The following is a 23,295-nucleotide window of genomic DNA, read 5'->3' on the forward strand; positions in this document are numbered from 1 at the left end:
GGCAGCGCCCGAGGGGCGCTGCCTGGCTCGCGTGCCGTGCCAGGGGTGCACGAAGGCGCCCCAAGCCCACGGCGCCGCAATCAGTACCGGTAGTGTTCCGGCTTGTACGGGCCTTCCACCGGCAGACCCAGGTACTGGGCCTGGTCTTCCGTCAGCTTGGTCAGCTTGGCGCCGATCTTGCCCAGGTGCAGGGAAGCCACCTTCTCGTCCAGGTGCTTGGGCAGCACGTAGACGTCGTTCTTGTACTTGTCGCCATGCACCCACAGCTCGATCTGGGCCAGGGTCTGGTTGGTGAAGGAGTTGGACATCACGAAGCTCGGGTGGCCCGTGCCGCAACCCAGGTTCACCAGGCGGCCTTCAGCCAGCAGGATGATGCGGTTGCCCTTCGGGAAGATGATGTGGTCCACCTGGGGCTTGATGTTCTCCCACTGGTACTTGCGCAGACCGGCAACGTCGATCTCGGAGTCAAAGTGACCGATGTTGCAGACGATGGCCTGGTCCTTCATGCGGGACATGTGATCGGCGGTGATCACGTCCTTGTTGCCGGTGGCGGTCACGTAGATGTCGGCCTTGTCACAGGCTTCGTCCATGGTGACCACGCGGTAGCCTTCCATCGCGGCCTGCAGGGCGCAGATCGGGTCGATTTCGGTGATCCACACTTCAGCGGACAGGGCACGCAGGGACTGGGCAGCGCCCTTGCCCACGTCACCATAACCGCAGACCACGGCGGTCTTGCCAGCGATCATCACGTCGGTGGCGCGCTTGATGGCGTCCACGGTGGACTCACGGCAGCCATACAGGTTGTCGAACTTGGACTTGGTGACCGAGTCGTTCACGTTGATGGCCGGGAACGGCAGGGAGCCTTCCTTCGCCATCTGGTACAGGCGATGCACGCCCGTGGTGGTTTCTTCGGTCACGCCCTGGATGTTCTTCAGGACCTTGGAGTACCAGCCCGGCTGGCTCTTGACGCGTTCCTTGATCTGGGCGAACAGCACGCGCTCTTCATCATTGGTGGGGTTGTCCACCAGGGACAGATCCTTCTCGGCGCGGGCGCCCAGGTGGATCAGCAGGGTGGCGTCACCGCCATCGTCCAGGATCATGTTGGGGGTGCCGCCGTCGGACCATTCGAAGATCTTGTGGCAGTACTCCCAGTACTCTTCCAGAGTTTCGCCCTTGTAGGCGAACACGGGGGTGCCGCCGGCGGCGATGGCTGCAGCAGCGTGGTCCTGGGTGGAGAAGATGTTGCAGGAAGCCCAGCGCACGTCTGCGCCCAGGGCCTTCAGGGTTTCGATCAGCACGGCCGTCTGAATGGTCATGTGCAGGCTGCCGGCGATGCGGGCGCCCTTCAGCGGCTGGTCCTTGGCGTATTCTTCACGGGTGGCCATCAGACCGGGCATTTCGGTCTCGGCGATGGCGATTTCCTTGCGGCCGAAATCGGCCTGGTTGATATCGGCTACGGCGTAATCGTGGTTCTGGCTATCAACGACTGCGTTCATGAACACACTCCTTAAATCTTTGGGCGAGTGCGAAGCGGTCGGACGGGAGCAAGACTTTCAGCTCGCCGACCACTTTCGCGGGTACAGCGAGCGCCGTTTTAGGAGGTGTCTGAGCCTGGCGGATTCGATGATCCGTTGCAGCGCTCCTCAGACAGAGCCGCAAAGTATAGCGCAATCACTGGAAAAATCACACCCTGGGGTCTTCCTGCCCGATCAAAATACGGTCATCGGGCGCGAAAGACCCCGTCAACTCAGTGAAAATGCTGTTTATTCCTCGCGGCGAAATCCTTTGGGCAGATCATGCGTTTCCGGGAGCCTGGAGACGATGTCCTGCAGTGCATCGGGGAGTATTTCTTCCACCACGGGATGATAAAAAGGCATCGCCAGCAGGTCCTGTGCCGTTTCTCCACGCTGGATGGCCCAGGCCAGTAAATGAGCCAGGTGTTCGCCGTGTGTGGCCATCAGCGACGCGCCTCGCAAGCGGCCGGTTTTTGCGTCGGCATGAAGATGAATCAGATTGCTCTGCGCGCCCAGGATGACCGAGCGGCCATTGCCGCTGCCATCGGCTGAACCCGTCACGATCTCGTCGGGGTCCATATCTTCCAGGCGCTCACCGATCACGGCGATGTCCGGATGGGTGAAGGCGATACTCAGTGGTGTCCGGCGGCGAAAACGGGTGATGCCCCGGGCTGCGTTGAAGCCGGCGATGGTGCCCTCGTCCCCTGCTTCATGTTGCAGGGGGCGGTGGCCGTTCACGTCGCCTGCCACGAATACGGGGAAATCCTGAACCTGCTGAGTGGCGGGATCGAAGCGCAGTTGACCCTTGTCGTCCAGTTCGAAGCCCGCTTCAGCCAGGTTGAGGGTGTCGGTGTTGGGGCGGCGACCCAGGGATGCCAGGATCATGTCCACCTTTTCCTGCCCCTGGGATGTCTTCATCAGGATCCCGTCTTCCTCCTTGCTCAATTCGGCGCTCTCGCCCAACCACAGGGGAAACTCCGCACTGAATTGCTCGATCACGCGCTGCCCCAGTTCCGGGTCGCTGATGCCTGCCGGCAGCCTGGCAATGTCGGAACCCACGACGCGCACCCCGAGGCGTGACAGGGCAAGGCCCATCTCCAGGCCGATGGCGCCGAGGCCCAGCACGCCCACCGAGTCGGGGATGTGTTTGACATCGAACAGGGTGTCGGTGGTCACGACCCGATCACTCATGGGCTCGAGCCACTCGGGTACTACGGGGCGGGAGCCATTGGCAATGACCACGGCCTGGGCGCGCACCACCTGGCGCTCACCGCCAGGGAGTTCCACTTCAAGCACGGTGGGTTCCACGAAGCGGGCCGGTCCCTCCAGCAGGTTTTCGCCCATGGCCTTGCGGGCGTTCTCCTCTGTTTTCCCGGCGAATCGGTCGCGCATGGCGCTGACCCGGGCCCAGGCCTTGTCCCTGTCCAGCGAGAGTTGCTCGATGCCCTGGGTGCCGTACTCCGCCATCTCCTGCCGTTGGTGCCATAGGTGGGCGGCGTGCAGCGCAACCTTCGAGGGCATGCAGCCAACCCGGGCGCAGGTGGTGCCCAGTGGGCCCGGGTCTATCATCGTCACCGACTTGCCGGCCATGCGAACCTGTTTCATGGCGAACAGGCCGGCGGTGCCTGCGCCGATGATGGCGACGTCGGTTTGAATATCCTGGGGCATGGATGCCTCCTTGGTTTCTTGTGTCTACCACTCAAAATAAGCGTTTGCTGATATTCGTGCAATACGTAACCCGGTCATGTGGCGTTCCCTGAGCAAGCAACCATCAATTCTGGGTGGGCGTTTCTATCCCTGGGGTGTCACTTTGGCAGTATGTCCATATCCGCAAGCAGCGAGGTCAGTGGCCCATGGTGCTGGGCATGCGGGCAGGAGAGCAAGCGGCGCATGCATGTGTAAACGCCGTTGAACAATGTTGGAAAGTTGCACTCTCAAAACTTGAGATCCGTGTGATTCGGGAATGATAAAAATATGAAAGTGTTTTCACTCTATGCCATAATCCGCCCGGCACACGGGAGCGTGTCTGGAGTGATCAAGGCGCCAGGCATGGACGACCGAGGATGAAAAAAGGCGCCCGGGCCCGATGGTCCGGGCGCTTGCGTTGAACATGTATTCAATAAGATTCTGGAGAGAAGAATGACCGAGCAGATGAAGAGCCCTCATGAGATGTCGTCTGAAGAACTCTTTGCGCTGGCGCGCCAGCGTGAAGAGCAAGAGGCTGCCGAGAAGGAAGAGGCCCGTCGTCAGGAGCGTGAGGCCCTGCGTGAGAAGCGCCGTGAATTGGTGAAGCAGCATCGTAAGGAACTGGCGGCGCTGGATCGGGAAATCAGAAAGCTGGGCGGTCGTGTCAGCGGTCGTGGCAATGGTGCTGGTCGCGCCGCTTCCGAAGCCGGCCCCAGTCAGGTGCTGTGCCAGATCGTGTCCAATCAAGGCGAGATGACCATCGGTGAGATTCGTGCTCAGGCGGAACAAGCCGGCCTGAACGTCAAGAACATCAGCCAGACGCTGGGCTACCTGAAGCGCCAGGGCAAGCTGGACTCACCGCGTCGCGGCGTTTATCGGGCCGCCTGAACGATCGATGGGTGGAGTCGGCGGGCCGGCCCAGGGGCGGCCCGCGATGCTTGACTTCGGGTGCAGCATTCGCTTTCCAGATGAGATAGAATGCGCGCCCACGAATGGCGACACCCATCAATTGACATGCACATGCGTTAGCAGGAGTGATATGTGAACCAAGCAGAAGCAGAAATACAGCTGAAAGTCTGGAAGGAACTTGCGGTCAGCAAGCAAGTACTGATGAAGGGCGCAACAGACGCCCTGGGTCTGGACCCGGATTGCAGTGCCGACGAACTCAAGGTTGCCCTGGATGTTGCCATCCAGAAGGGTAACGAAGCAGACCGCAAGATCAAGCAGACCAATGAGCAGGCCAAGGAAGCCATCGACGCCATGGAGAAGAAGGTGAAGGCCAGTGAAAAGGCCCAGAAGCAGGCGGAAGCCGCCCGCGCCGAGGCCCAGGCCAAGCTGGAAAGCGGGGAGCAGGACATGGCCGCCGAGCGTGTGGCCCACACCAAGGAAATGAAGGCCATCAAGGCCTCTCTGGTGGAAAAGGAAAAGGCCCTCAAGGCGATCAACAAGTCGCTGGCCGATACCCCCGAAAACGTGGTCAAGAAGCTCAAGCAGCTCAAGAAGCAAAAGAACGAAGAGTCGGACGCCCGCAAGCAGGTAGAGGCTCAGCTGAGCACTTTGCGCAAGGACAAGCGGGAAGCCGACGAAAAACTCACCCAGCTACAGGCAGTGCTGGAAAGCAGTGCAAAACTGGCCGAGCAGTATCGCGAGTTGCGCAAGGTGTCTGAATCCTTGATCGAGCAGGTCAAGGCCAGTGGTGAAGAGGCACCTGAACTGCCCGAGATGGATGAGCAGATGCTGGAGGCTGTGGAAGAGGCTGCTGAGGCCGCCAAAGCTTCCTGATCCCCGATACGTCTGTCTCCCCCTCCTGGAATCGCAACCTTGCCGTGGTGGTTCCCTGGTGCACGCATGCGTGTGGGATCTGGTGTGAACCCGGGGCGCTTTCGCCACGGGCGTCGTCTCTGACAGCGCCTGTGAGGGTCCCGGTGCCCACCGCTGCGTGTCATCTCGTCTGCACCCATCCCGCGTGTGCGCTGCGTCTTTCTTGACCCGGCTCAACATCCGGAGCGGTTTCGTTTTTCCTCCCGCTGGCCTGGGTCGCATAGTCGTGGCCTGCGGCCAGGATCGGGCGCGGGGGCAGGCTACCTCTCCCGACCCATGGTTCCGCAGGTTGATTGATGCCTGACGGCCGCGAGTGGCCGCCATATGGAAATCGACTGATGGTGAACGACTTGCCCGGTGATGAACTGGATGTGGACGAGCTCTGCATACTGAGTGGATTGCTCTCGCCGCCCACCCAGGAGACCGTTGATGCGCTGGAGGAAATGGCCAGGGGGTGGGCCTGGCTGTCACCCGCGGTCATGGAGATTCGTCATTTGGGGCTCCCGGCCTTGCGCCGGGAGTACGATCGCCTGTTGGTGACAGATGACTGCCCTGCCCGGGAGTCGGCCTGGAGTTCACAGGTTCTGGCGGGCGGAGGGGCGAATCTGGAGCGTCTGTATCGTCAGGCAGGGATCTCCCTGCAGGGGCGCGAGCCCGATTCCCTGGCCATGGAGCTCATCTACGCGGCCTGGTACCTGGAGCAGGATCTATCCAACGCCCCGGCGGGCTGGCGGGTGATCTGGCATCACCTCTCGGGTTGGGTGCCTCCCTTCGCCCGGTGTCTGCAGTCCCAGGCCCAGGTGGAGCTCTACCGCGCCCTGGGGGCGCGCTTGGAGATGCTGTTCAGCGAGCGAAACACCCGGCATTGAGGGGGCGCCTCACCACCCTCACAGGATTGCCCTCACCCAGTCTGCCAGTCCATCCAGGTCCGACGGCAATTCCCCGTCCTCCACCGCCGCAAACGACCAGATAGGTGTCTGCAGCCTGCGCTCCAGATCCTGCCGGTTGTCCATCCCCTCCGGACCCGGTCCGGCACAATCGTTGAGCACCACTCCGGCCAGGTGGAGCTGACGGCGCTTGATGGCCTCGGCGGTCAGCAGGATGTGATTGAGCACCCCCAACCGGTCGGGGGCCACCAACAGCACTGGCAGGCCCAGGCGCACGGCCAGGTCGGCATTGAGACCGTCCTCCGCCAGAGGTGACAGGAAGCCGCCAGCCCCTTCCACCAGTCGGAAGCCCGCCTCCCCCGGCGTGGGCTGGCAGGCGGATTCCAGTGCATCCAGCATGATCCGGGTGCGTGCCAGGCGCGCGGCCCGGTCCGGGGCCAGGGCATGGGCAAAGCGCCAGGGTGTGATCTGCTCCAGGCTGCCGCCTCCAGCGGCTTCCATGAGCCGCGCTCCATCTTCCGGCCACATCCCCCCCTTTTCTTCCCGGCAGCCCGATTCCACGGGCTTGCGGGGGATCACGTTCACACCACGAGCCCTCAGGGCCCGCAGGATGGCGCAGCCCACCACCGTCTTGCCCACGCCGGTATCGGTGCCGGTGATGAAAAGCCCTGTGCCGGACATGAGAGTGCTCATGGGTTAATGCCTCCTGGTTCTTTCCAGCCCAACGTCTGGACGTCAGTCCGCCAGTGTCTGCCCCGTCAGCCGTTCCAGGGCCTCCTGATAGCGGGCCGCCACCTGAGAGACCACCTCCTCGGGTAGCGCTGGGCCCGGGTCAGTCTTGTCCCAGTCCAGGGTTTCCAGATAATCGCGCAGATACTGCTTGTCGAAGGAGGGCGGGCTCATGCCGGGCGCGTAGGTGTCTGCCGGCCAGAAACGCGAGGAGTCGGGCGTGAGGGCCTCGTCGATCAGGTGCAGTACGCCCTGTTCGTCCAGGCCGAACTCGAACTTGGTGTCGGCGATGATGATGCCGCGCTCCAGGGCATAAGCGGCAGCCTCCTTGTAGAGGGTCAGGGCCGTGTCCCGAACCTGGGCAGCCACCTCGGGGCCCAGGGTGCGTTCCGTATGGGCGTAGTCCACGTTCTCGTCGTGGGCACCCACTTCCGCCTTGGTGGACGGGGTGTAGAGGGGCTCGGGTAGCCGATCGGCCATTTTCAGGCCGGGGGGCAGGGTGATGCCGCACACCGTGCCGTCGGTCTGGTAGCTCTTCCAGCCCGAGCCGATGAGATAGCCGCGCACCACCGCCTCCACGGGCAGGGCCTTGAGGCGTTTCACCACCACGCTGCGTCCTGTCAGCGGCGCCCGCTCGGTGGCATCGGGAATCACATCCGCCAGGGTGAGATCGCACAACTGGTTGGGTACCACATGGGAGAGGCGGTCAAACCAGAACGCCGAGATCTGCGTCAGCACGCGGCCCTTGTCCGGGATGGGCGTGGGCAGGATCACATCGAAGGCCGACAGGCGGTCGGTGGTGACGATGAGCATGTGATGGTCGTCCACGGCGTAGATGTCACGCACCTTGCCCTTGTGGATCAGGGGCAGGGACGACACTTGGCTTTCAAACAGGGCAGGCATGGAGGTTTCGCGCAAAGTGGATCAGGCCCGCAGTGTACGACCTGCCGTCAGCGGATGCACCCGCAGGTGGCATCCGCATGGCTACCCCCGCCAATATCTTGTATCTTTGGAATTTTGTCTTTCAACTCCAACCCGGTTCCATTACCCTTCGCCGATGCCAAACCAATCCCCTATCGTGGGCGTGGTGATGGGCAGCCAGAGCGACTGGCCCGTCATGCAACACGCCGTCAATCAGCTGGACGCCTTCGGCGTGCCTCACGAGGCCCGCGTGGTCTCCGCCCATCGCACCCCGGATCTGCTGTTCGAGTATGCGGAACAGGCTGCAGCGCGGGGCCTTCGCTGCATCATCGCCGGTGCCGGCGGTGCCGCCCACCTGCCGGGCATGCTGGCGGCCAAGACCACGGTGCCGGTCCTGGGCGTACCGGTGCCTTCCCGCTACCTGAAGGGGGAGGATTCCCTGCTCTCCATCGTACAGATGCCCAAGGGCATCCCGGTGGCCACCTTCGCCATCGGCGAGGCGGGGGCCGCCAACGCCGGGTTGTTTGCCGTTTCCATGCTGGCGAGCGATCACCCCGGGCTGGCCGAGCAACTGGCCCGCTTCCGCGCTGAGCAGCGCGACACGGTGCTGGCCATGCAACTGCCGCCGTCGTCATGATCCTGCCCGGTCACACCCTGGGGATGCTGGGCGGCGGCCAGTTGGGTCGCATGTTCACCGTGGCCGCGCGCACGCTGGGCTATCGGGTGATGGTGCTGGACCCTGATTCAGGCAGTCCTGCCGGCCGTATGGCCGATGACCATGTCCACGCCGCCTACGGGGATGGCTGGGCCCTGGATCAACTGGCACAGCGTTGTGCCGCCATTACCACCGAGTTCGAGAACATCCCCGCCGATACCCTGCGACACCTGGCTGACAGGGTTCCCGTGCGCCCGGGTGCGGCGGCCCTGGAGCATACGCAGAACCGGGCCCGGGAGAAGCACATGATCCGCCGGGCCGGACTGGACACCGCCCCCTTCGAGGTGGTGGCATCGGCAGATCAGGTGGAAGCGGCCTTTCAGTCGGTGGGGGACCCGGCCATTCTCAAGCGTGCCGCCCTGGGCTATGACGGCAAGGGGCAAATCTCCGTGGACAGCGCCGAGGCCTGCCGCCGGGCCTTTGAGCGCCTGGGGCGTGTGCCCTGTGTGCTGGAGCGCAAGCTGGACCTGGCCGTGGAGATTTCGGTGGTGCTCAGCCGTGGAAGCGATGGGGTGTGCCTGTGTTATCCGGTGGCCGAGAACATCCATCGGGGTGGCATCCTGCACATGAGCATCGTCCCTGCCCGGGTGCCGGATGCCACGGTCCGCGAGGCCTGCGACGCCGCCATCGCTCTGGCGGTGGCCCTGGATTACGTGGGCCTGATGGCCGTGGAATTCTTCATCACCACCGAGGGGCAGTTGCTGGTCAACGAGGTGGCGCCGCGCCCTCATAACAGTGGCCACTTCACCCTGGATGCGTGCATCACCTCCCAGTTCGAGCAGCAGGTCCGCGCGCTTTGCGGTCTGCCCTTTGGCGACACCCACCTGCTCTCACCGGTGGTGATGGTCAACCTGCTGGGTGATCTGTGGACCGACGGGGAGCCCGACTGGGGCATGCTGCTGTCCCATCCTCGCGCCAAATTGCACCTCTACGGCAAGGAGGAGGCCCGCCCGGGCCGCAAGATGGGACATTTCTGCGTACTGGACACCCGCCAGGACCAGGCCATCGCTGATGCAGAGCGTCTGTTCGACGCGTTACCGGCCGTGCGGGCCGACGATTAAATACCCGGGAGCCGGTCTTGGAACGCGCTGAATACATCCAGTCCCTGCGCCGGGACATCGCCTTCTCCGATACCCTGCGCGGGCATACCCTGCAGTATCGCACCACCTGGGGCCTGTTCTCCCCCCGCGGCATCGACGCCGGCACCCGCCTGCTGCTGGATCACATGGACGTCCAGGAGACCGACGACTGCTTTGATCTGGGCTGTGGTTATGGCCCCATCGGCCTCACCCTGGCCCGCCTGGCCCCCAAGGGGCAGACCCTGCTGGTGGACAAGGACTTCGTGGCCGTGGAGTACACCCGCACCAATGCCACCCTCAACGGCATCACCAATGCCGAGGCCGTGCTCAGCAACGGCTTTTCCCATGCGGGGGATCGCCGCTTTCACCTGGTGACCTCCAACCTCCCCGCCAAGGTAGGCAAGGAGATGCTCTACCTCTACCTGTACGATGCCTTCGAGCACCTGCATCCGGGGGGGCGCATCTACGTGGTCACCATTACCGGCCTGCGCCGCTTCATTGAGCGTGCCTTCAAGGAAGTCTTCGGCAACTACGACAAGGTGAAGCAGGGCCGGGAATACACCGTGGCCATGGCCCGCAAGCCCGAGTGAGCCGAGACCATGCCTGTCCCGAGTATAAGACCGGGTTAATTTTCCCGGCGCCATAAGGTACATTGCCCAAACCACCGAGGAAGTCATACCGACATAACGAACGATACCATCGTCCCTGCGACGCGCCTGACCGGAGACCGGTATCACCTATAACGAGGCAAGACCCATGGCACAAGCCGATCTGATCGCACCGTCCATCCTGTCCGCCGACTTCGCCCGTCTGGGCGAAGAAGTGACCAACGTGCTGGCTGCCGGCGCTGACATCGTCCACTTCGATGTGATGGACAATCACTATGTCCCCAACCTCACCATCGGCCCGCTGGTCTGCGAGGCCCTGCGCAAGCATGGGGTCACCGCCCCCATCGACGTGCACTTGATGGTGAAGCCGGTGGACCGCATCATCCCGGACTTTGCCAAGGCGGGTGCCGATTACATCACCTTCCACCCGGAGGCCTCCGATCACATCGATCGCAGCCTGCAGTTGATCCGCTCCGAGGGCTGCAAGGCCGGTCTGGTGTTCAACCCCGCCACACCCCTGTCCTACCTGGACTACGTGATGGACAAGGTGGACATGATCCTGCTGATGTCCGTGAACCCCGGTTTCGGGGGGCAGAGCTTCATCCCCGCCACCCTGGACAAGCTGCGTGAGGCCCGCCGCCGCATTGACGAATCCGGTCTGGACATCCGCCTGGAGATCGACGGCGGCGTCAAGGCCGACAACATCGCCGAGATCAAGGCCGCCGGCGCCGACACCTTTGTGGCAGGATCGGCCATCTTCGGCGCCGCCCGCAGCGAAGACCCCCATCATTACGACAGCATCATCAACAAGATGCGCGCGGAACTGGCCAAGGCCTGAGTGCGACCATGACCCTTCAAGCCCCCAAAATGATTCTCATCGACCTGGACGGCACCTTGGTGGATAGCGTGCCTGATCTGGCCTTCAGCGTGGATCGCATGATGGAGCGCCTGGATATGCCGGTGCGCGGCGAGGCCAAGGTGCGCAACTGGGTGGGCAACGGCGTCGAGCGCCTGGTCAAGCGGGCGCTCACCAACAACCTGGATGGCGAGCCGGAGCCGGCGCTTTATGAACGTGCCCTGGCGGCATTCACCGAGATCTATCGGGAGAACAACGCCAAGCGCAGCCACCTATACCCCGGCGTCCGGGAGGGCCTGGAGGCCCTGGCCCGGGACGATGTGCGCATCGGCTGCGTCACCAACAAACCCGCCCGCTTCACGGCCCCCTTGTTGCGGGCCATGGATATCGACCGCTATTTCGAGGTGGTGGTGGCCGGCGACACCCTGCCGCAGAAGAAGCCGGACCCGGCCCCGCTGCTGTTCGCCGCAGAGCAGTTCGACCTGGACCCGGAGGATGCCCTGATGGTGGGGGATTCACGCAGCGACGTGACCGCCGCCCGTGCCGCCGGCTTCGCCATCGTCTGTGTCAGCTATGGCTACAACCATGGCGGCGATATCCGCGAACAGCGCCCCGACGCGGTGATCGACAGCCTCACCGAACTGCCCGACCTCATGGCCCGGACCGCCTGATGACGAAGCCCCGATGACCCCTGAACACTTCGACCACCTGATTTCCCAGGGCTATAACCGAATCCCGCTGGTGCGGGAGGTGCTGGCCGACCTGGACACCCCCTTGAGTGTCTACATGAAGCTGGCGGCCAAGCCCTATTCCTGTTTGCTGGAATCGGTGCAGGGGGGGGAGAAGTGGGGGCGTTATTCCTTCATCGGTCTGCCGGCCCGCAAGGTGGTGCGGGTGCAGGGCAAGGAGGTTCGGGTGGAAGAGGGCGGCGAGGTCACCGAGTCCCTGCGGGTGGATGATCCCTTGCAGTGGCTTGAGTCCTTCCAGGCCCGCTATCGAGTGCCGGATCTGCCGGATCTGCCCCGTTTCAGCGGTGGCCTCGTCGGCTATTTTGGTTACGACACCATTGGCTATATCGAGCCGCGCCTGGCCGACGGCGACAAGGCCGACCCGCTGGGGGTGCCCGACATCCTGCTCATGGTCTGCGACGAGGTGGTGGCCTACGATAACCTGGCCGGTCGGTTGTATCTGGTGGTCCATGCCGGTCCCGGCGAGCGGGAGGCGGGCGAGCGCCGACTGGATGCATTGCAGGCCGAATTGCGCCATGCCTCGGCCAGTCCCGGGGTGCCCGGAGGCACACGCCGGGTCCAGGAGTCGGATTTCGTGTCTGGCTTCACCGAGGCCGGTTTCAAGGAGGCGGTGGAGCGCTGCAAGCGCTACATCGTCGATGGCGACGTCATGCAGGTGGTGCTCTCCCAGCGCCTGTCCATCCCCTACACTGCCCGCCCGCTGGACCTCTACCGGGCCCTGCGCAGCCTCAACCCCTCGCCCTACATGTTCTACCTGGACCTGGGCGACCACCACGTGGTCGGCTCCTCGCCGGAGATCCTGGTGCGTCTGGAGGACGACGTGGTGACCGTGCGCCCCATCGCAGGCACCCGTCCCCGGGGCGAGGACGAGGCCGCCGACCGGGCCCTGGAACAGGATCTGCTGGCCGACCCCAAGGAACTGGCCGAGCACCTGATGCTCATCGATCTGGGGCGAAACGACGCGGGTCGTGTGTCCCAGATCGGCAGCGTGGCCCTCACCGAGCGCATGGTGGTGGAGCGCTATTCCCACGTGATGCACATCGTCTCCAACGTGACCGGGCGTCTGCGCCCGGGCCTGAGCGCCATGGACGTGCTGCGTGCCACCTTCCCGGCGGGCACCGTGAGCGGCGCTCCCAAGATCCGCGCCATGGAAATCATCCACGAACTGGAACCGGTGAAGCGGGGCATCTACTCCGGCTCAGTGGGCTACTGGTCCTGGCAGGGCAACATGGACACGGCCATCGCCATCCGCACGGCGGTGATCAAGGATGAGACCCTGCACATCCAGGCCGGCGCCGGCATCGTCCACGACTCCCTCCCCGACAACGAATGGGCCGAGACCATGAACAAGGGCCGCGCCATCTTCCGCGCCGTGGCCATGGTGGAGGCCGGCCTGGAGATCCAGTCCCGCTGAGTGGCGCTCGTTCTATCGGCTACGGTGCCCGAGCGATCCTCCCCTTCCCAGATAGGGGCTGGCCATGCATATTAGAGGCTTGGAACAGGTCACCCCGGGCGCCCCATGGCCATGACTCCCGCTGCCACCTATCGCCTGCAACTGAGACCGGATTTCACCCTGGATGATGCGGCTGACCTCGTGCCCTACCTGTCCAGGCTGGGCATCAGCCATGTGTATCTCTCCCCCTGCCTGCAGGCCAGCCCCGGCAGCACCCACGGCTACGATGTGGTGGACCCCTCCCGGGTGAATGCGGAACTGGGGGGCGAGTCCGCCCGCCAGCGCCTGTGCCAGGCCCTCGAGGCCCATGGCATGGGGCAGGTGCTGGACATCGTCCCCAATCACATGGCCGTGGCCGGCGACCAGAACCCCTGGTGGTGGGACGTGCTGGAAAACGGCCCCGCCAGTCGCTATGCCCCTTATTTCGATGTGGACTGGGAGGCCTCGGAAGAGCGCTGGCCCAACAAGGTGTTGCTGCCGGTGCTGGGGGACCACTACGGCCGCATCCTGGAAAACGGCGAGCTGGAAGTCCGTTTCCAGGCAGGCCACTTCACCCTGAATTACCACGAGCACAGCTTCCCGCTGGATCCCTGGTCCCTGGCGGGCATCCTCGGGGGCGCCCACCAGGACAGCGGCAGCGAACTGCTGGGGTTTCTGGCCGAATCCTGTGCCCGCCTGCCCCGCCCGGGCTCGGCCACCGGCGGCCAGCGGGAACGGCGTCACCGGGACAAGGCGGTGATCCATCAGTTGCTGGCCGGCGCCTGCCGCGACGAACCCGATGCCCAGGCGGCCATCCTGGCCCGGGTGGACCGCATCAACCAGGACCCGGACGCCCTGGACGCCCTCATCGAACACCAGAACTACCGCCTGGCCTGGTGGCGCACCGCCGACCGGGACCTGGGCTACCGGCGTTTCTTCGATATCAAGGATCTGGCCGGCCTGCGGGTGGAAGACCAGGAAGTCTTCGAGGCCATTCATCAACTGCCGCTGCGCTGGTATCAGGAGGGCAGCGTGCAGGGCCTGCGCATCGATCACCCGGACGGACTGCGCGACCCGGCCCAGTACTTCCAGCGCCTGGCCCGGGCCTGCCCCGGTGCCTGGGTGGTGGCGGAAAAGATCCTCGAGCCCGGCGAACAGCTGCCCGAGGACTGGCCCATCGCCGGCACCACCGGCTATGACTTCCTCAACCGCGTGCAAGGGCTGTTCGTGGACCCGGAGGGTGAAGGCCCGCTCACGGCCCTCTGGGAAGACCTCACCGGCGAGAGCGCCTGCTTCGACGATCAGGTCTACCAGGCCAAGCGTCAGGTGCTGCAGGATCTGCTGGGCAGCGAACTGAACCGGCTCACCTCCCTGTTCGTCAGTATCTGCGAAGGGCAGCGCCGTCACCGGGACTACACCCGACACCAGCTCCAGCAGGTGTTGCTGGAGGCCGCCAGCTGCTTCCCCGTGTATCGCAGCTATTTGCGTGCTGGCGAGCCCGTGCACCCCACGGATCGGGCCCACATCCATCAGGCCCTGTCCCGGGTGAAGGCGCGCCGTCCCGACCTGGATCCGGAGCTTCTGGAGTTCCTCGAGGCCCTGCTCACCCTGGCGCGCGAAGGGCACCGGGAGACGGAACTGGCGCTGCGTTTCCAGCAACTCACCGGCCCGGCCATGGCCAAGGGGGTGGAGGATACGGTGTTCTACCGCTATCACCGGCTGATCGCCCTGAACGAGGTGGGCGGCGACCCGGGGCAATTCGGTCTGTCACCCGAAGACTTTCACGGGGCCTGCACCGAGGCCCATCGCCGCCATCCACAGGCCATGCTGTCCACCTCCACCCACGACACCAAACGCAGCGAGGATGTGCGCGCCCGCCTGTGCCTGCTCTCCCAGGTGCCCGAGGCCTGGACCGAGGCGGTCCGGGGGTTTCGGGCCCACAGCGCACGGCATCGCTCGCCTGAGGGGCCGGATCCTGCCATGGAGTACCTGTACTATCAGGCCCTGGTGGGGGTGTGGCCCGGCGTAGCGGATGACGAGGCCGTGGAGGCGCTGTTGCCCCGTCTGCAGGGCTTCATGGAGAAGGCTGCCCGGGAGGCCAAGGTGCACACCTCCTGGACCCGCAACAACCCGGAATACGAGCAGGCTGTGCAGCAGTTCGTCGAGGCCACGCTGAACGATGAGACCTTCCTGCAACAACTGCAGGCCTTCGCGGCTCCCCTGATCGAACCGGGCCGGGTGAACAGTCTGGCCCAGACCCTCATCAAGCTCACCGCCCCCGGCGTGCCCGACATCTACCAGGGCACGGAGCTGTGGGATCTGAGCCTGGTGGATCCGGACAACCGCCGCCCGGTGGATTTTGCCGAGCGGCAGACATGGCTTGAGGTGTGCGAAGCCGGCCCCACGCCCGAACGCATTCTTGAAGACATGGAAGCAGGCCTGCCCAAGCTGTGGGTGATCCACCGGACCCTGACCCTGCGGGGGCAGCAGCCGCACTGGTTCGATGAGCGGGCCGGGTATCGCCCGCTGCAGGCCAGGGGGAGCCGGCAGGATCATGTGGTCGCCTACCAGCGCGGGCCGGACCCGGGCGGGTCCGATCAGGCAGAGGGTGTGGTGGTCATCGTGCCACGCCTCACCCTGCGTCTGGGCGGGGACTGGTTCGGCACCCGGCTGACCCTGCCCCCGGGCGACTGGCACCACTGGTTCACCGGGGAGAACCTGGAAGGCGGTGAGCACCTCATGGCGGACCTGTTGGGTCGCTTTCCGGTGGCACTGCTCGCGTCGGCGCCGCCCCCGGCACCCGGGCAGAATCGAGATTCCAGCTAAGGCAACTGGTTGACAACCCAAATGAATATTCCCCGTGTCTGGGCCCCCCGTGCCCATCAGGTCGATCTGGACTGCCTGGGTGAACGCCGCCCCCTGAAGCCCATGGGTGACGGCTGGTGGTCCGGCGGCGGGCCACTGACCCATGGTACCGACTACGCCTTCCTCGTGGACGGCGAAGGGCCTTTCCCGGACCCCCGCTCCCCCTGGCAGCCCCAGGGCGTGCATGGGCCGTCTCGCTGGCTGGACCACGACCGCTTCACCTGGCACGACACGGCCTGGCAGGCGCCGCCCCTGGCCAGTGCCGTGATCCAGGAGATCCACGTGGGGACCTACACCCCCGAGGGCACCTTTGAGGCCATCATCCCGCGGCTGGATCATCTGCGGGACCTGGGCATCACCCATGTGGAACTCATGCCCGTGGCCGCCTTCCCGGGTCGTCACGGCTGGGGTTATGACGGCGTGGCCCTGTTCGCCCCCCACGCGCCCTACGGCGGTCCCGAGGGGCTCAAGCGTCTGGTGGATGCCTGTCATGGCAAGGGCCTGGCGGTGCTGCTGGACGTGGTCTACAACCACCTGGGGCCCAGCGGCAACTACCTGGGCCACTTCGGGCCCTACTTCACAGATGCCTATCAAACCCCCTGGGGGCAGGCCGTCAACCTGGACCGGGCCGACAGCCCCGAAGTGCGCCGGTTCTTCCTGGACAATGCCCTGCACTGGCTGGAGCACTACCACATCGACGGTCTGCGCATCGACGCGGTACATGCCATCATCGACACCTCCGCCACGCATTTTCTGGAAACCCTCGCCGAGGAGGTGGAGCGCCTGCAGGCCCGCCTGGGCCGCCATCTCACCCTGATCGCAGAGAGCGACCTGAACGACCCGCGCATCCTCCGTCCCCGGGCCGTGGGCGGTTACGGGCTGGACGCCCAATGGAACGAGGACTTCCACCACGCCCTGCATGCCGCCCTCACCGGGGAACGCCAGGGCTACTACGAAGACTTCGGCGACCTGGCGCACCTGAGCCGGGCCGTCACCCGGGGGTTCTGCTATGCCGGGGATTATTCCCGCTATCGACGCCGCCATCACGGCCGCAGCGCCGCCGATCTGCCGGGCCACTGTTTCGTGGGCTGCCTGCAGAACCATGATCAGATCGGCAACCGCGCGGTGGGGGATCGCAGCAGCCGATTGCTGTCCACCGGCCTGCTCCAGGTGGGCGCCGCCATCGTGCTCACCGCACCCTTCGTGCCCATGCTGTTCCAGGGGGAAGAATGGGGGGCGGGCACGCCGTTTCTGTACTTCACCGATCACCAGGAGCCGGAGCTGGCCGAGGCCGTGCGGGAAGGGCGCCGCCGGGAGTTCGCCGCCTTCGGCTGGGACCCGGAACAGGTGCCCGATCCCCAGGCGCCGGAGACCTTCCAGCGCTCCCGCCTGGAGTGGGATGAGTTGGACCGTGAGCCGCACCGGGAACTGTTGCAATGGCACAGGAACCTGATCCACCTGCGCCGACATCATCCCGCCTTTGCCGATGACCGCCTGGACCGGGTGACCGCCCGGGGCGACGAACAGGCCCGCTGGTGGGTGATGTCACGCCCCGGTATCGTGGTGGCCTGCAACCTGGCACCCTCGGGGCAACGGGTGCCGTTGATGCAGGCACCTGGCGAGATCCTGCTTGCCTCGACAAGCGGAGTGAGCCTGGAGGCCGGCGGCGTCCAGCTGCCGGCCGAGTCGGTGGTGATCCTGGAAGCACCCGACTGCTCCCTTCTCTCCTTGCCCACCCTCACCCCAACCCCTCTCCCGCCAGCGGGAGAGGGGCTTCATACACCATGACAACCAGAACAGACCATGACCCATCAGGAAAAACCCATCACCCGCCGCGGCCACTTCCTCCCCATCGAGGACCATGGCCTCATTGGCGATGGCACCACCGCCGCCCTGGTGGGGCGTGACGGCGCCGTCTCCTGGCTCTGTGTGCCCCGCTTCGACAGCGACCCCCTGTTCTGCGGTCTGCTGGATCATGAAAAGGGGGGCGCCTTCAGCGTGGCCCCCGAACCCTTGCTGAGCGCCTGCCAGTACTACCAGCCCGACACCGGCGTGCTGGTCACCCGCATGAGCGGTCCCGACGGTACCGTGGAGGTGACCGACGCACTCACCCTGCGAGCCGGGGCCGATCTGTCGGAAGATGCCCCGGCGGGGCGCGGTGAGTTGCTGCGTCATATCCGGGTGGTCAGTGGAAGGGTGCGCCTGCGCGTGAGCATTCACCCTCGGGGGGGCGCCCGCTGCGACCCCCATGGCGGCGGCCTGACCCTGCGGCCCGCCCGCCACCCCGACCTGGAACTGCACGTTGCCTCAAGCCTTGCCGTGGAAGGGCTGGATCAGAGCTTTGATCTGCGCGCAGGGGACACCCATCACCTGGTGCTTTCCTGGGGGCCCCATGCCCACCGCTTCCACCTGCATCGCCCCGAGGAAACCCTCGAGGCCACCGTGGAGGTCTGGCGCCGCTGGATGACCCATTTCGATTACCAGGGTCCGCGGGAGGCGATGGTGAGGCGCTCCGCCATCACCCTCAAACTCATGGACTACACCGCCACCGGCGCCATGGTTGCCGCGCCCACCTCCTCCCTGCCCGAAGCCCTGGGCGGCCCCCGCAACTGGGATTATCGCTATGCCTGGATCCGCGATGCCGCCTTCTCGGTCTATGCCATGGGTCGCATTGGCCTGCAGCATGAGGCCGAAGGTTTCATCGGCTGGGTACTGGATGCGGTGGACCGGGCCGGCTGGCCCCGCGTGCTGTATGACGTGGATGGTCACGTGCCGCCCCCGGAAAGGGAAGACCCGGACCTGAGCGGCTATCGCGGCGCACGACCCGTGCGCTGGGGCAACGGCGCAGCGGAGCAGCGTCAGCACGACGTGTTCGGCGAGATCCTGGATTGCGCCTACCGCTGGGTGCAGTGGGGTGGCCCGCTGGACGCCAGGCTCTGGGAACAGCTTCGGCGCCTGGTGGAGGCCGCCGGCCGGGAATGGCGCAACCCGGATCACGGCATCTGGGAAGTGCGTACTGCGGGCCGCCCCTTCACCTATTCGGCCGCGCTGTGTGCCGTTGCACTGGACCGGGGGGCTCGCCTGGCCGAGGTCCATCACATGCCCGGGGATGTGGAGCAATGGCGCGCCGAGGCCCAGGTGATCCGCGAGGCCATCCTGGAAAGCGCCTGGGACCCTGACCTGGAATCCCTCACCGAGCACCTGGGTGGCGGAGGTCTGGACGCCAGCCTGCTGGCCCTGCCCCTGCGGGGCGTGATCCCCGCGGATCATCCGAAGATGGTGGCCACCACCGAGGCCGTGGTGAAGCACCTGGGGGCCGGCAATGGCCTGCTCTACCGCTATTTGCCGGAAGAGTCACCCGACGGCCTGAGCGGTCACGAGGGGGCCTTCCTGCTGTGCAGCTTCTGGCTGGTGGACAACCTGCTGGGTCAGGGGCGCCAGGACGAGGCCATGGCACTGTTCGATTCCCTGTGTGACCGCGCCAACCCCCTCGGCCTGCTCCCGGAGCAGATCGACCCCGCCAGCGGCGCCTTCCTGGGCAACTTCCCTCAGGCCTTCAGTCACGTGGGGGTGATTTCCAGCGCCATCAACCTGGCCAGGGCAGGATTCGGCCGCTCCGCTCCATAGGGCGTATGCTATCCGCTATGCTCAATGATCGAGAGCCCCTCAGAAGGTCACTGACAATTCCATGAGACTGTTTAACTGTGGCTCTTGCGGCCAATTGATCTATTTTGAAAACACCAGTTGCACCCGCTGTGGCCACACCCTGGGATTCCTGCCCGATACCCTGGAAGTGGCGGCCCTGGAGCCGGAGGAGGGCGGGTTGTGGCGACCGGTGGGCGCGGTATCCCAGGGGCGCTATCGCATGTGTAACCACTACGCCCGCGATGCGGTGTGCAACTGGATGGTGCCCGCCGAAGAGGATGAGCGGTTCTGCGCCGCCTGCCGTCTCAACCAGGTGATTCCGGACCTGAGCGTGCCGGGCAACAAAAAGTTGTGGTATCGCCTGGAGACGGAGAAGCGCCGCCTGGTCTACAGCCTGTTGCGCCTGAAACTGCCCGTTGTGCCCCGTACCCGCGACCCACTGGGGCTGGCCTTTGCCTTCATGGCCGATGTGGAGCCCCAGTTCTACGAAACCGAGCGCGTCATGACCGGGCACGCCCAGGGCCTGATCACCATCAACATCGCCGAGGCCGACCCCGCCACCCGCGAGCGCCTGCGGGAGCAGATGGCCGAACCCTATCGCACCATTCTTGGGCATTTTCGGCACGAGTCGGGCCACTATTACTGGGAGCGTCTCATCAGGGATTCACCCTGGCTGGAGATCTTCCGCGCCCACTTCGGGGATGAACGGGAGAATTATGCCCAGGCCCTGCAGCGGCATTACCAGCAGGGGCCGCCGTCGGACTGGGGGCAGCACTTCATCAGCAGCTATGCCAGCAGTCACCCCTGGGAGGACTGGGCCGAGACCTGGGCCCATTACCTGCACATCGTCGACACCCTGGAAACGGCCCACGCCTGGGGCCTGGAGGTGGGTCCGCGGGTGGAGCAGGGCTGCGATCTGCGCGCCGCCCCCGATTTCGATCCCTACGAGCAGCGGGACTTCGCCCCCCTCATGGATCACTGGCTGCCGCTGACCTATGCCCTCAACAGCCTCAACCGCAGCATGGGACACAGCTCTGCCTATCCCTTTGTCCTCTCCCCAAAGGCCATGGAGAAGATGGCGCTGATCCACCGGATCGTCGGCGGGGAATCGCCGGCTTGACCCGGAACCAGGGATCCACGATGCTCCCTGAATCACACGACCACACCGCCGCGGGAGCCCGCCCAGACCATGCTGTTGATGATCGATAATTACGACTCCTTCACCTACAACCTGGTGCAGTATCTGGGTGAACTGGGGGCCGACGTGGACGTGCGTCGCAACGATGCCATCACCGTGGACGAGATCGAGGCCATGGCCCCGGAGCGCATCGTCATCTCCCCCGGCCCCTGCACCCCCGACCAGGCCGGCATCTCCCTGGAAGTGATCCGCCGATTCGCCGGCCGGGTGCCGCTGCTGGGGGTGTGTCTGGGGCATCAGAGCATCGGTCAGGCCTTTGGCGGGCACATCATCCATGCCCGGGAGATCATGCACGGCAAGACCTCCATGGTGCATCACAAGGATATGGGCGTGTTTCATGGGTTGGAGAACCCCCTGGAGGCCACCCGATATCATTCCCTGGTGATCGACAAGACACGCCTGCCCGACTGCCTGGAAGTGACTGCCTGGACCGAAACTCAGGATGGTCAACTGGACGAAATCATGGGCGTGCGCCACCGGGAACTGGCGGTGGAAGGCGTGCAATTCCACCCGGAATCCATCCTCACCCGCCAGGGGCACGAACTGCTGCAGAACTTCCTGCGCACGCCTTTGGTGGTTGACCGGTCGCCCGGGGGCCGTGAAAATCCCGCCAAACACCATGACAGGGGGCGGGCGACACCATGAACATGCAGGAGGCCATCCGGGCCGTAACCGAACACCGGGATCTCTCCGGGCAGGAAATGATCACCGTCATGCGTCATATCATGACCGGCGAGGCCACGCCAGCCCAGATCGGCGGGTTCCTGGTGGGGCTGCGCATGAAGGGCGAGACGGTGGACGAAGTCGCCGCTGCCGCCTCCGTCATGCGTGAACTGGCCACCCGGGTGGACGTGGATGCCGAACACCTGGTGGACACCTGCGGCACCGGCGGCGATGCCTCCGGCACCTTCAACATCTCCACCGCCGCCGCCTTCGTGGTGGCGGCCGCTGGAGGTCGGGTGGCCAAGCACGGCAACCGCTCCGTCTCCAGCCGCTCCGGCAGCGCCGACGTGCTGGAAAGCGCTGGCGTCAACCTGGACCTGGACCCGGAGCAGGTGGCCCGCTGCATCAACCAGGTGGGCGTGGGCTTTTTGTTCGCCCCCCGGCACCATGGCGCCATGAAGCACGCCGTGGGGCCGCGCCGCGAGATGGGGGTGCGCACCCTGTTCAATGTGCTGGGCCCGCTCACCAACCCGGCCGGCGCCCCCAACCAGGTACTGGGGGTGTTCAGCACCCACTGGCTGGAGCCCCTGGCCCAGGTGCTCAAGCTGCTGGGCAGCCGGCACGTGATGGTGGTGCATGCCGAGGACGGCCTGGACGAGATCAGCATCGGCGCCCCCACCCGGGTGGCGGAATTGCGCGATGGCGAGGTCACCACCCGCATCATCGCTCCCGAGGAATTCGGTATGGAACGTACGCCCCTGGACGCCGTGCGGGTGGACAGCGCCGAGGAGAGTCTGGCGTTGATCCGGGGCGTGTTCGAGGGTCGCCCCGGGCCAGCGAGGGACATCACCCTGCTCAACGCGGGTGCCGCCATCTACGTGGCTGGCCTGGCCGAAACGCTGGACGCGGGTATCCAGCGGGCTGCCCAGGTCATCGACAATGGTGGTGCTGCTGCCAAGATGGACGAACTGATATCGCTGTCGGGGGCCATCCAGTGAGCGACGCACCGGATATCCTGAAGAAGATCCTCGCCCGCAAGCGCGAGGAGGTGGCCGAACGCAGCCGACACACCCCGGTGGCGGACCTGATCCGTTTCACGGACGCCGCCCCCGCCGTGCGCCCCTTCCTGCAGGCACTGCGGGATCGCATCCACCGGGGTGATCCGGCGGTGATCGCCGAGGTGAAGAAGGCCAGCCCCAGCAAGGGGGTGTTGCGAGAGGATTTCGATCCAGCAGCCATTGCCCTAAGTTATGAGCAGGGCGGGGCAGCGTGCCTGTCGGTGCTCACCGATCATGATTTCTTCCAGGGGCACGAGGCCTATCTGGAGGAGGCCCGCGCTGCCTGCAGTCTGCCGGTGCTGCGCAAGGACTTCGTCATCGATCCCTATCAGGTCCACGAGGCCCGGGTCATGGGCGCCGATTGCGTGCTGCTCATCGTTTCGGCCCTGGGGGATGCCAACCTCAAGGACCTGCTGCAACTGATCCACGAGCTGGGCATGAACGCCCTGGTGGAAGTGCACGACGCCGAGGAACTGGAGCGGGCCCTCAATCTGGATGCCACGCTGATCGGCATCAACAATCGCAGCCTCAGAACCTTCGAAACCCGTCTGGAGACCACCCTGGACATGGTGGATCGTGTGCCTGCGGACCGTCTGCTGGTCACCGAGAGCGGCATTCACCGCCGCGAGGACGTGGAGCGAATGCGCGCCGCCGGCGTGCACGCCTTCCTGATCGGCGAAGCCTTCATGAAGGCGCCGGACCCGGGCCAGGAACTTGCCACCCTGATGGGCTTCCCCCAGGCTTGATCCCGGGCACCGTGGGAGCGGGCCTGCCCGCGAAAGACGAAGCCCCATAACCCAGCGCCCAACCAGGGAATCGACAACCGCCATCGGCAGGCGTAACCTGACCATCGAGGCACCCCACGCCCC

At 65.2% G+C, this 23,295-nt stretch carries 20 protein-coding genes and 1 riboswitch; of the genes, 16 read left to right on the forward strand and 4 right to left on the reverse strand.

All coding sequences use genetic code 11. From position 1 onward, the window contains the following. Positions 1 to 80: 80 nt before the first annotated feature. Positions 81 to 1,496: an adenosylhomocysteinase gene (gene ahcY / locus LPW30_RS02280; RefSeq protein ID WP_025282736.1), complete on the reverse strand. Its 1,416-nt coding sequence runs from the start codon at positions 1,494 to 1,496 to the stop codon at positions 81 to 83. Positions 1,497 to 1,577: 81 nt separating this feature from the next. Next, a riboswitch (S-adenosyl-L-homocysteine riboswitch) is annotated at positions 1,578 to 1,651 on the reverse strand. A gap of 112 nt (positions 1,652 to 1,763) precedes the next feature. Beyond that, positions 1,764 to 3,182, reverse strand: a complete 1,419-nt coding sequence (locus LPW30_RS02285; protein ID WP_025282735.1) for a dihydrolipoyl dehydrogenase — start codon at positions 3,180 to 3,182, stop codon at positions 1,764 to 1,766. A gap of 471 nt (positions 3,183 to 3,653) precedes the next feature. Between LPW30_RS02285 and LPW30_RS02290 the strand changes: the two genes are divergently transcribed. The 3 genes from LPW30_RS02290 to LPW30_RS02300 all read left to right on the forward strand — a co-directional run bounded on the left by LPW30_RS02290 (position 3,654) and on the right by LPW30_RS02300 (position 5,890). Then, positions 3,654 to 4,088: a hypothetical protein gene (locus LPW30_RS02290; RefSeq protein WP_025282734.1), complete on the forward strand. Its 435-nt coding sequence runs from the start codon at positions 3,654 to 3,656 to the stop codon at positions 4,086 to 4,088. Positions 4,089 to 4,241: 153 nt separating this feature from the next. Beyond that, positions 4,242 to 4,982, forward strand: a complete 741-nt coding sequence (locus LPW30_RS02295; protein WP_025282733.1) for a hypothetical protein — start codon at positions 4,242 to 4,244, stop codon at positions 4,980 to 4,982. A gap of 377 nt (positions 4,983 to 5,359) precedes the next feature. Then, on the forward strand, positions 5,360 to 5,890 hold the full coding sequence (locus tag LPW30_RS02300) for a TorD/DmsD family molecular chaperone (RefSeq protein ID WP_239679966.1): 531 nt from the start codon (positions 5,360 to 5,362) through the stop codon (positions 5,888 to 5,890). Between the two features lie 18 nt (positions 5,891 to 5,908). Here LPW30_RS02300 and bioD read toward each other — a convergent pair whose 3' ends face one another. Beyond that, positions 5,909 to 6,601 carry a dethiobiotin synthase gene (gene bioD, locus LPW30_RS02305; protein WP_420797706.1) on the reverse strand — a complete coding sequence of 231 codons (693 nt, stop codon included), beginning with the start codon at positions 6,599 to 6,601 and terminating at the stop codon, positions 5,909 to 5,911. Positions 6,602 to 6,643: 42 nt separating this feature from the next. Continuing rightward, positions 6,644 to 7,540 carry a phosphoribosylaminoimidazolesuccinocarboxamide synthase gene (locus LPW30_RS02310; RefSeq protein ID WP_239679967.1) on the reverse strand — a complete coding sequence of 299 codons (897 nt, stop codon included), beginning with the start codon at positions 7,538 to 7,540 and terminating at the stop codon, positions 6,644 to 6,646. 154 nt (positions 7,541 to 7,694) lie between these two features. Here LPW30_RS02310 and purE point away from each other — a divergent pair, with 154 nt between their 5' ends. The 13 genes from purE (at position 7,695) to trpC (ending at position 23,172) form a co-directional block, all read left to right on the forward strand. After that, complete coding sequence (purE, locus tag LPW30_RS02315) at positions 7,695 to 8,195, forward strand: 5-(carboxyamino)imidazole ribonucleotide mutase (protein WP_029762660.1); 501 nt, start codon at positions 7,695 to 7,697, stop codon at positions 8,193 to 8,195. After that, entirely contained in the window at positions 8,192 to 9,334 is a 1,143-nt protein-coding gene (locus tag LPW30_RS02320) for a 5-(carboxyamino)imidazole ribonucleotide synthase (protein ID WP_239679968.1), read from the forward strand. The genes purE and LPW30_RS02320 overlap by 4 nt, the downstream gene beginning before the upstream one ends. A gap of 17 nt (positions 9,335 to 9,351) precedes the next feature. Further along, positions 9,352 to 9,942, forward strand: a complete 591-nt coding sequence (locus LPW30_RS02325; RefSeq protein ID WP_239679969.1) for a class I SAM-dependent methyltransferase — start codon at positions 9,352 to 9,354, stop codon at positions 9,940 to 9,942. Between the two features lie 166 nt (positions 9,943 to 10,108). Beyond that, the gene (gene rpe / locus LPW30_RS02330; RefSeq protein WP_238625490.1) at positions 10,109 to 10,798 is read left to right on the forward strand and encodes a ribulose-phosphate 3-epimerase; all 690 of its coding nucleotides are present in this window, start codon (positions 10,109 to 10,111) and stop codon (positions 10,796 to 10,798) included. An 8-nt stretch (positions 10,799 to 10,806) separates the two neighbouring features. Then, positions 10,807 to 11,487, forward strand: a complete 681-nt coding sequence (locus LPW30_RS02335; RefSeq protein ID WP_238625489.1) for a phosphoglycolate phosphatase — start codon at positions 10,807 to 10,809, stop codon at positions 11,485 to 11,487. Between the two features lie 13 nt (positions 11,488 to 11,500). Continuing rightward, positions 11,501 to 12,979 (forward strand): anthranilate synthase component I, encoded by a 1,479-nt coding sequence (trpE, locus tag LPW30_RS02340; RefSeq protein ID WP_239679970.1) that lies wholly within the window; start codon positions 11,501 to 11,503, stop codon positions 12,977 to 12,979. Between the two features lie 105 nt (positions 12,980 to 13,084). Next, entirely contained in the window at positions 13,085 to 15,823 is a 2,739-nt protein-coding gene (gene treY, locus LPW30_RS02345; RefSeq protein ID WP_239679971.1) for a malto-oligosyltrehalose synthase, read from the forward strand. Positions 15,824 to 15,844: 21 nt separating this feature from the next. Then, positions 15,845 to 17,650, forward strand: a complete 1,806-nt coding sequence (gene treZ, locus LPW30_RS02350) for a malto-oligosyltrehalose trehalohydrolase (protein ID WP_239679972.1) — start codon at positions 15,845 to 15,847, stop codon at positions 17,648 to 17,650. A gap of 15 nt (positions 17,651 to 17,665) precedes the next feature. Next, complete coding sequence (locus LPW30_RS02355) at positions 17,666 to 19,489, forward strand: glycoside hydrolase family 15 protein (RefSeq protein WP_239679973.1); 1,824 nt, start codon at positions 17,666 to 17,668, stop codon at positions 19,487 to 19,489. 61 nt (positions 19,490 to 19,550) lie between these two features. After that, positions 19,551 to 20,627 (forward strand): zinc-binding metallopeptidase family protein, encoded by a 1,077-nt coding sequence (locus LPW30_RS02360; protein WP_025282719.1) that lies wholly within the window; start codon positions 19,551 to 19,553, stop codon positions 20,625 to 20,627. Positions 20,628 to 20,696: 69 nt separating this feature from the next. Then, a complete protein-coding gene (locus LPW30_RS02365) occupies positions 20,697 to 21,350 on the forward strand; it encodes an aminodeoxychorismate/anthranilate synthase component II (protein WP_025282718.1) in 654 nt (217 codons plus the stop codon). Continuing rightward, positions 21,347 to 22,366: an anthranilate phosphoribosyltransferase gene (gene trpD / locus LPW30_RS02370; RefSeq protein ID WP_025282717.1), complete on the forward strand. Its 1,020-nt coding sequence runs from the start codon at positions 21,347 to 21,349 to the stop codon at positions 22,364 to 22,366. The genes LPW30_RS02365 and trpD overlap by 4 nt, the downstream gene beginning before the upstream one ends. Then, on the forward strand, positions 22,363 to 23,172 hold the full coding sequence (gene trpC, locus LPW30_RS02375; protein WP_239679974.1) for an indole-3-glycerol phosphate synthase TrpC: 810 nt from the start codon (positions 22,363 to 22,365) through the stop codon (positions 23,170 to 23,172). Before trpD ends, trpC begins: the two co-directional genes overlap by 4 nt. Positions 23,173 to 23,295: the final 123 nt, after the last annotated feature.

Source organism: Ectothiorhodospira variabilis, from assembly GCF_022227625.1.
Taxonomy (GTDB): Bacteria; Pseudomonadota; Gammaproteobacteria; order Ectothiorhodospirales; family Ectothiorhodospiraceae; genus Ectothiorhodospira; species Ectothiorhodospira haloalkaliphila.

Bases quoted from the DNA above. Each gene is read 5' to 3' on its own strand.
- ahcY (WP_025282736.1), bottom strand. From the start codon at position 1,496: ATGAACGCAGTCGTTGATAGCCAGAACCACGATTACGCCGTAGCCGAT.
- LPW30_RS02285 (WP_025282735.1), bottom strand. From the start codon at position 3,182: ATGCCCCAGGATATTCAAACCGACGTCGCCATCATCGGCGCAGGCACC.
- LPW30_RS02290 (WP_025282734.1), top strand. From the start codon at position 3,654: ATGACCGAGCAGATGAAGAGCCCTCATGAGATGTCGTCTGAAGAACTC.
- LPW30_RS02300 (WP_239679966.1), top strand. From the start codon at position 5,360: ATGGTGAACGACTTGCCCGGTGATGAACTGGATGTGGACGAGCTCTGC.
- bioD (WP_420797706.1), bottom strand. From the start codon at position 6,601: ATGAGCACTCTCATGTCCGGCACAGGGCTTTTCATCACCGGCACCGAT.
- LPW30_RS02310 (WP_239679967.1), bottom strand. From the start codon at position 7,540: ATGCCTGCCCTGTTTGAAAGCCAAGTGTCGTCCCTGCCCCTGATCCAC.
- purE (WP_029762660.1), top strand. From the start codon at position 7,695: ATGCCAAACCAATCCCCTATCGTGGGCGTGGTGATGGGCAGCCAGAGC.
- LPW30_RS02320 (WP_239679968.1), top strand. From the start codon at position 8,192: ATGATCCTGCCCGGTCACACCCTGGGGATGCTGGGCGGCGGCCAGTTG.
- rpe (WP_238625490.1), top strand. From the start codon at position 10,109: ATGGCACAAGCCGATCTGATCGCACCGTCCATCCTGTCCGCCGACTTC.
- LPW30_RS02335 (WP_238625489.1), top strand. From the start codon at position 10,807: ATGACCCTTCAAGCCCCCAAAATGATTCTCATCGACCTGGACGGCACC.
- trpE (WP_239679970.1), top strand. From the start codon at position 11,501: ATGACCCCTGAACACTTCGACCACCTGATTTCCCAGGGCTATAACCGA.
- treY (WP_239679971.1), top strand. From the start codon at position 13,085: ATGGCCATGACTCCCGCTGCCACCTATCGCCTGCAACTGAGACCGGAT.
- treZ (WP_239679972.1), top strand. From the start codon at position 15,845: ATGAATATTCCCCGTGTCTGGGCCCCCCGTGCCCATCAGGTCGATCTG.
- LPW30_RS02355 (WP_239679973.1), top strand. From the start codon at position 17,666: ATGACCCATCAGGAAAAACCCATCACCCGCCGCGGCCACTTCCTCCCC.
- LPW30_RS02360 (WP_025282719.1), top strand. From the start codon at position 19,551: ATGAGACTGTTTAACTGTGGCTCTTGCGGCCAATTGATCTATTTTGAA.
- LPW30_RS02365 (WP_025282718.1), top strand. From the start codon at position 20,697: ATGCTGTTGATGATCGATAATTACGACTCCTTCACCTACAACCTGGTG.
- trpD (WP_025282717.1), top strand. From the start codon at position 21,347: ATGAACATGCAGGAGGCCATCCGGGCCGTAACCGAACACCGGGATCTC.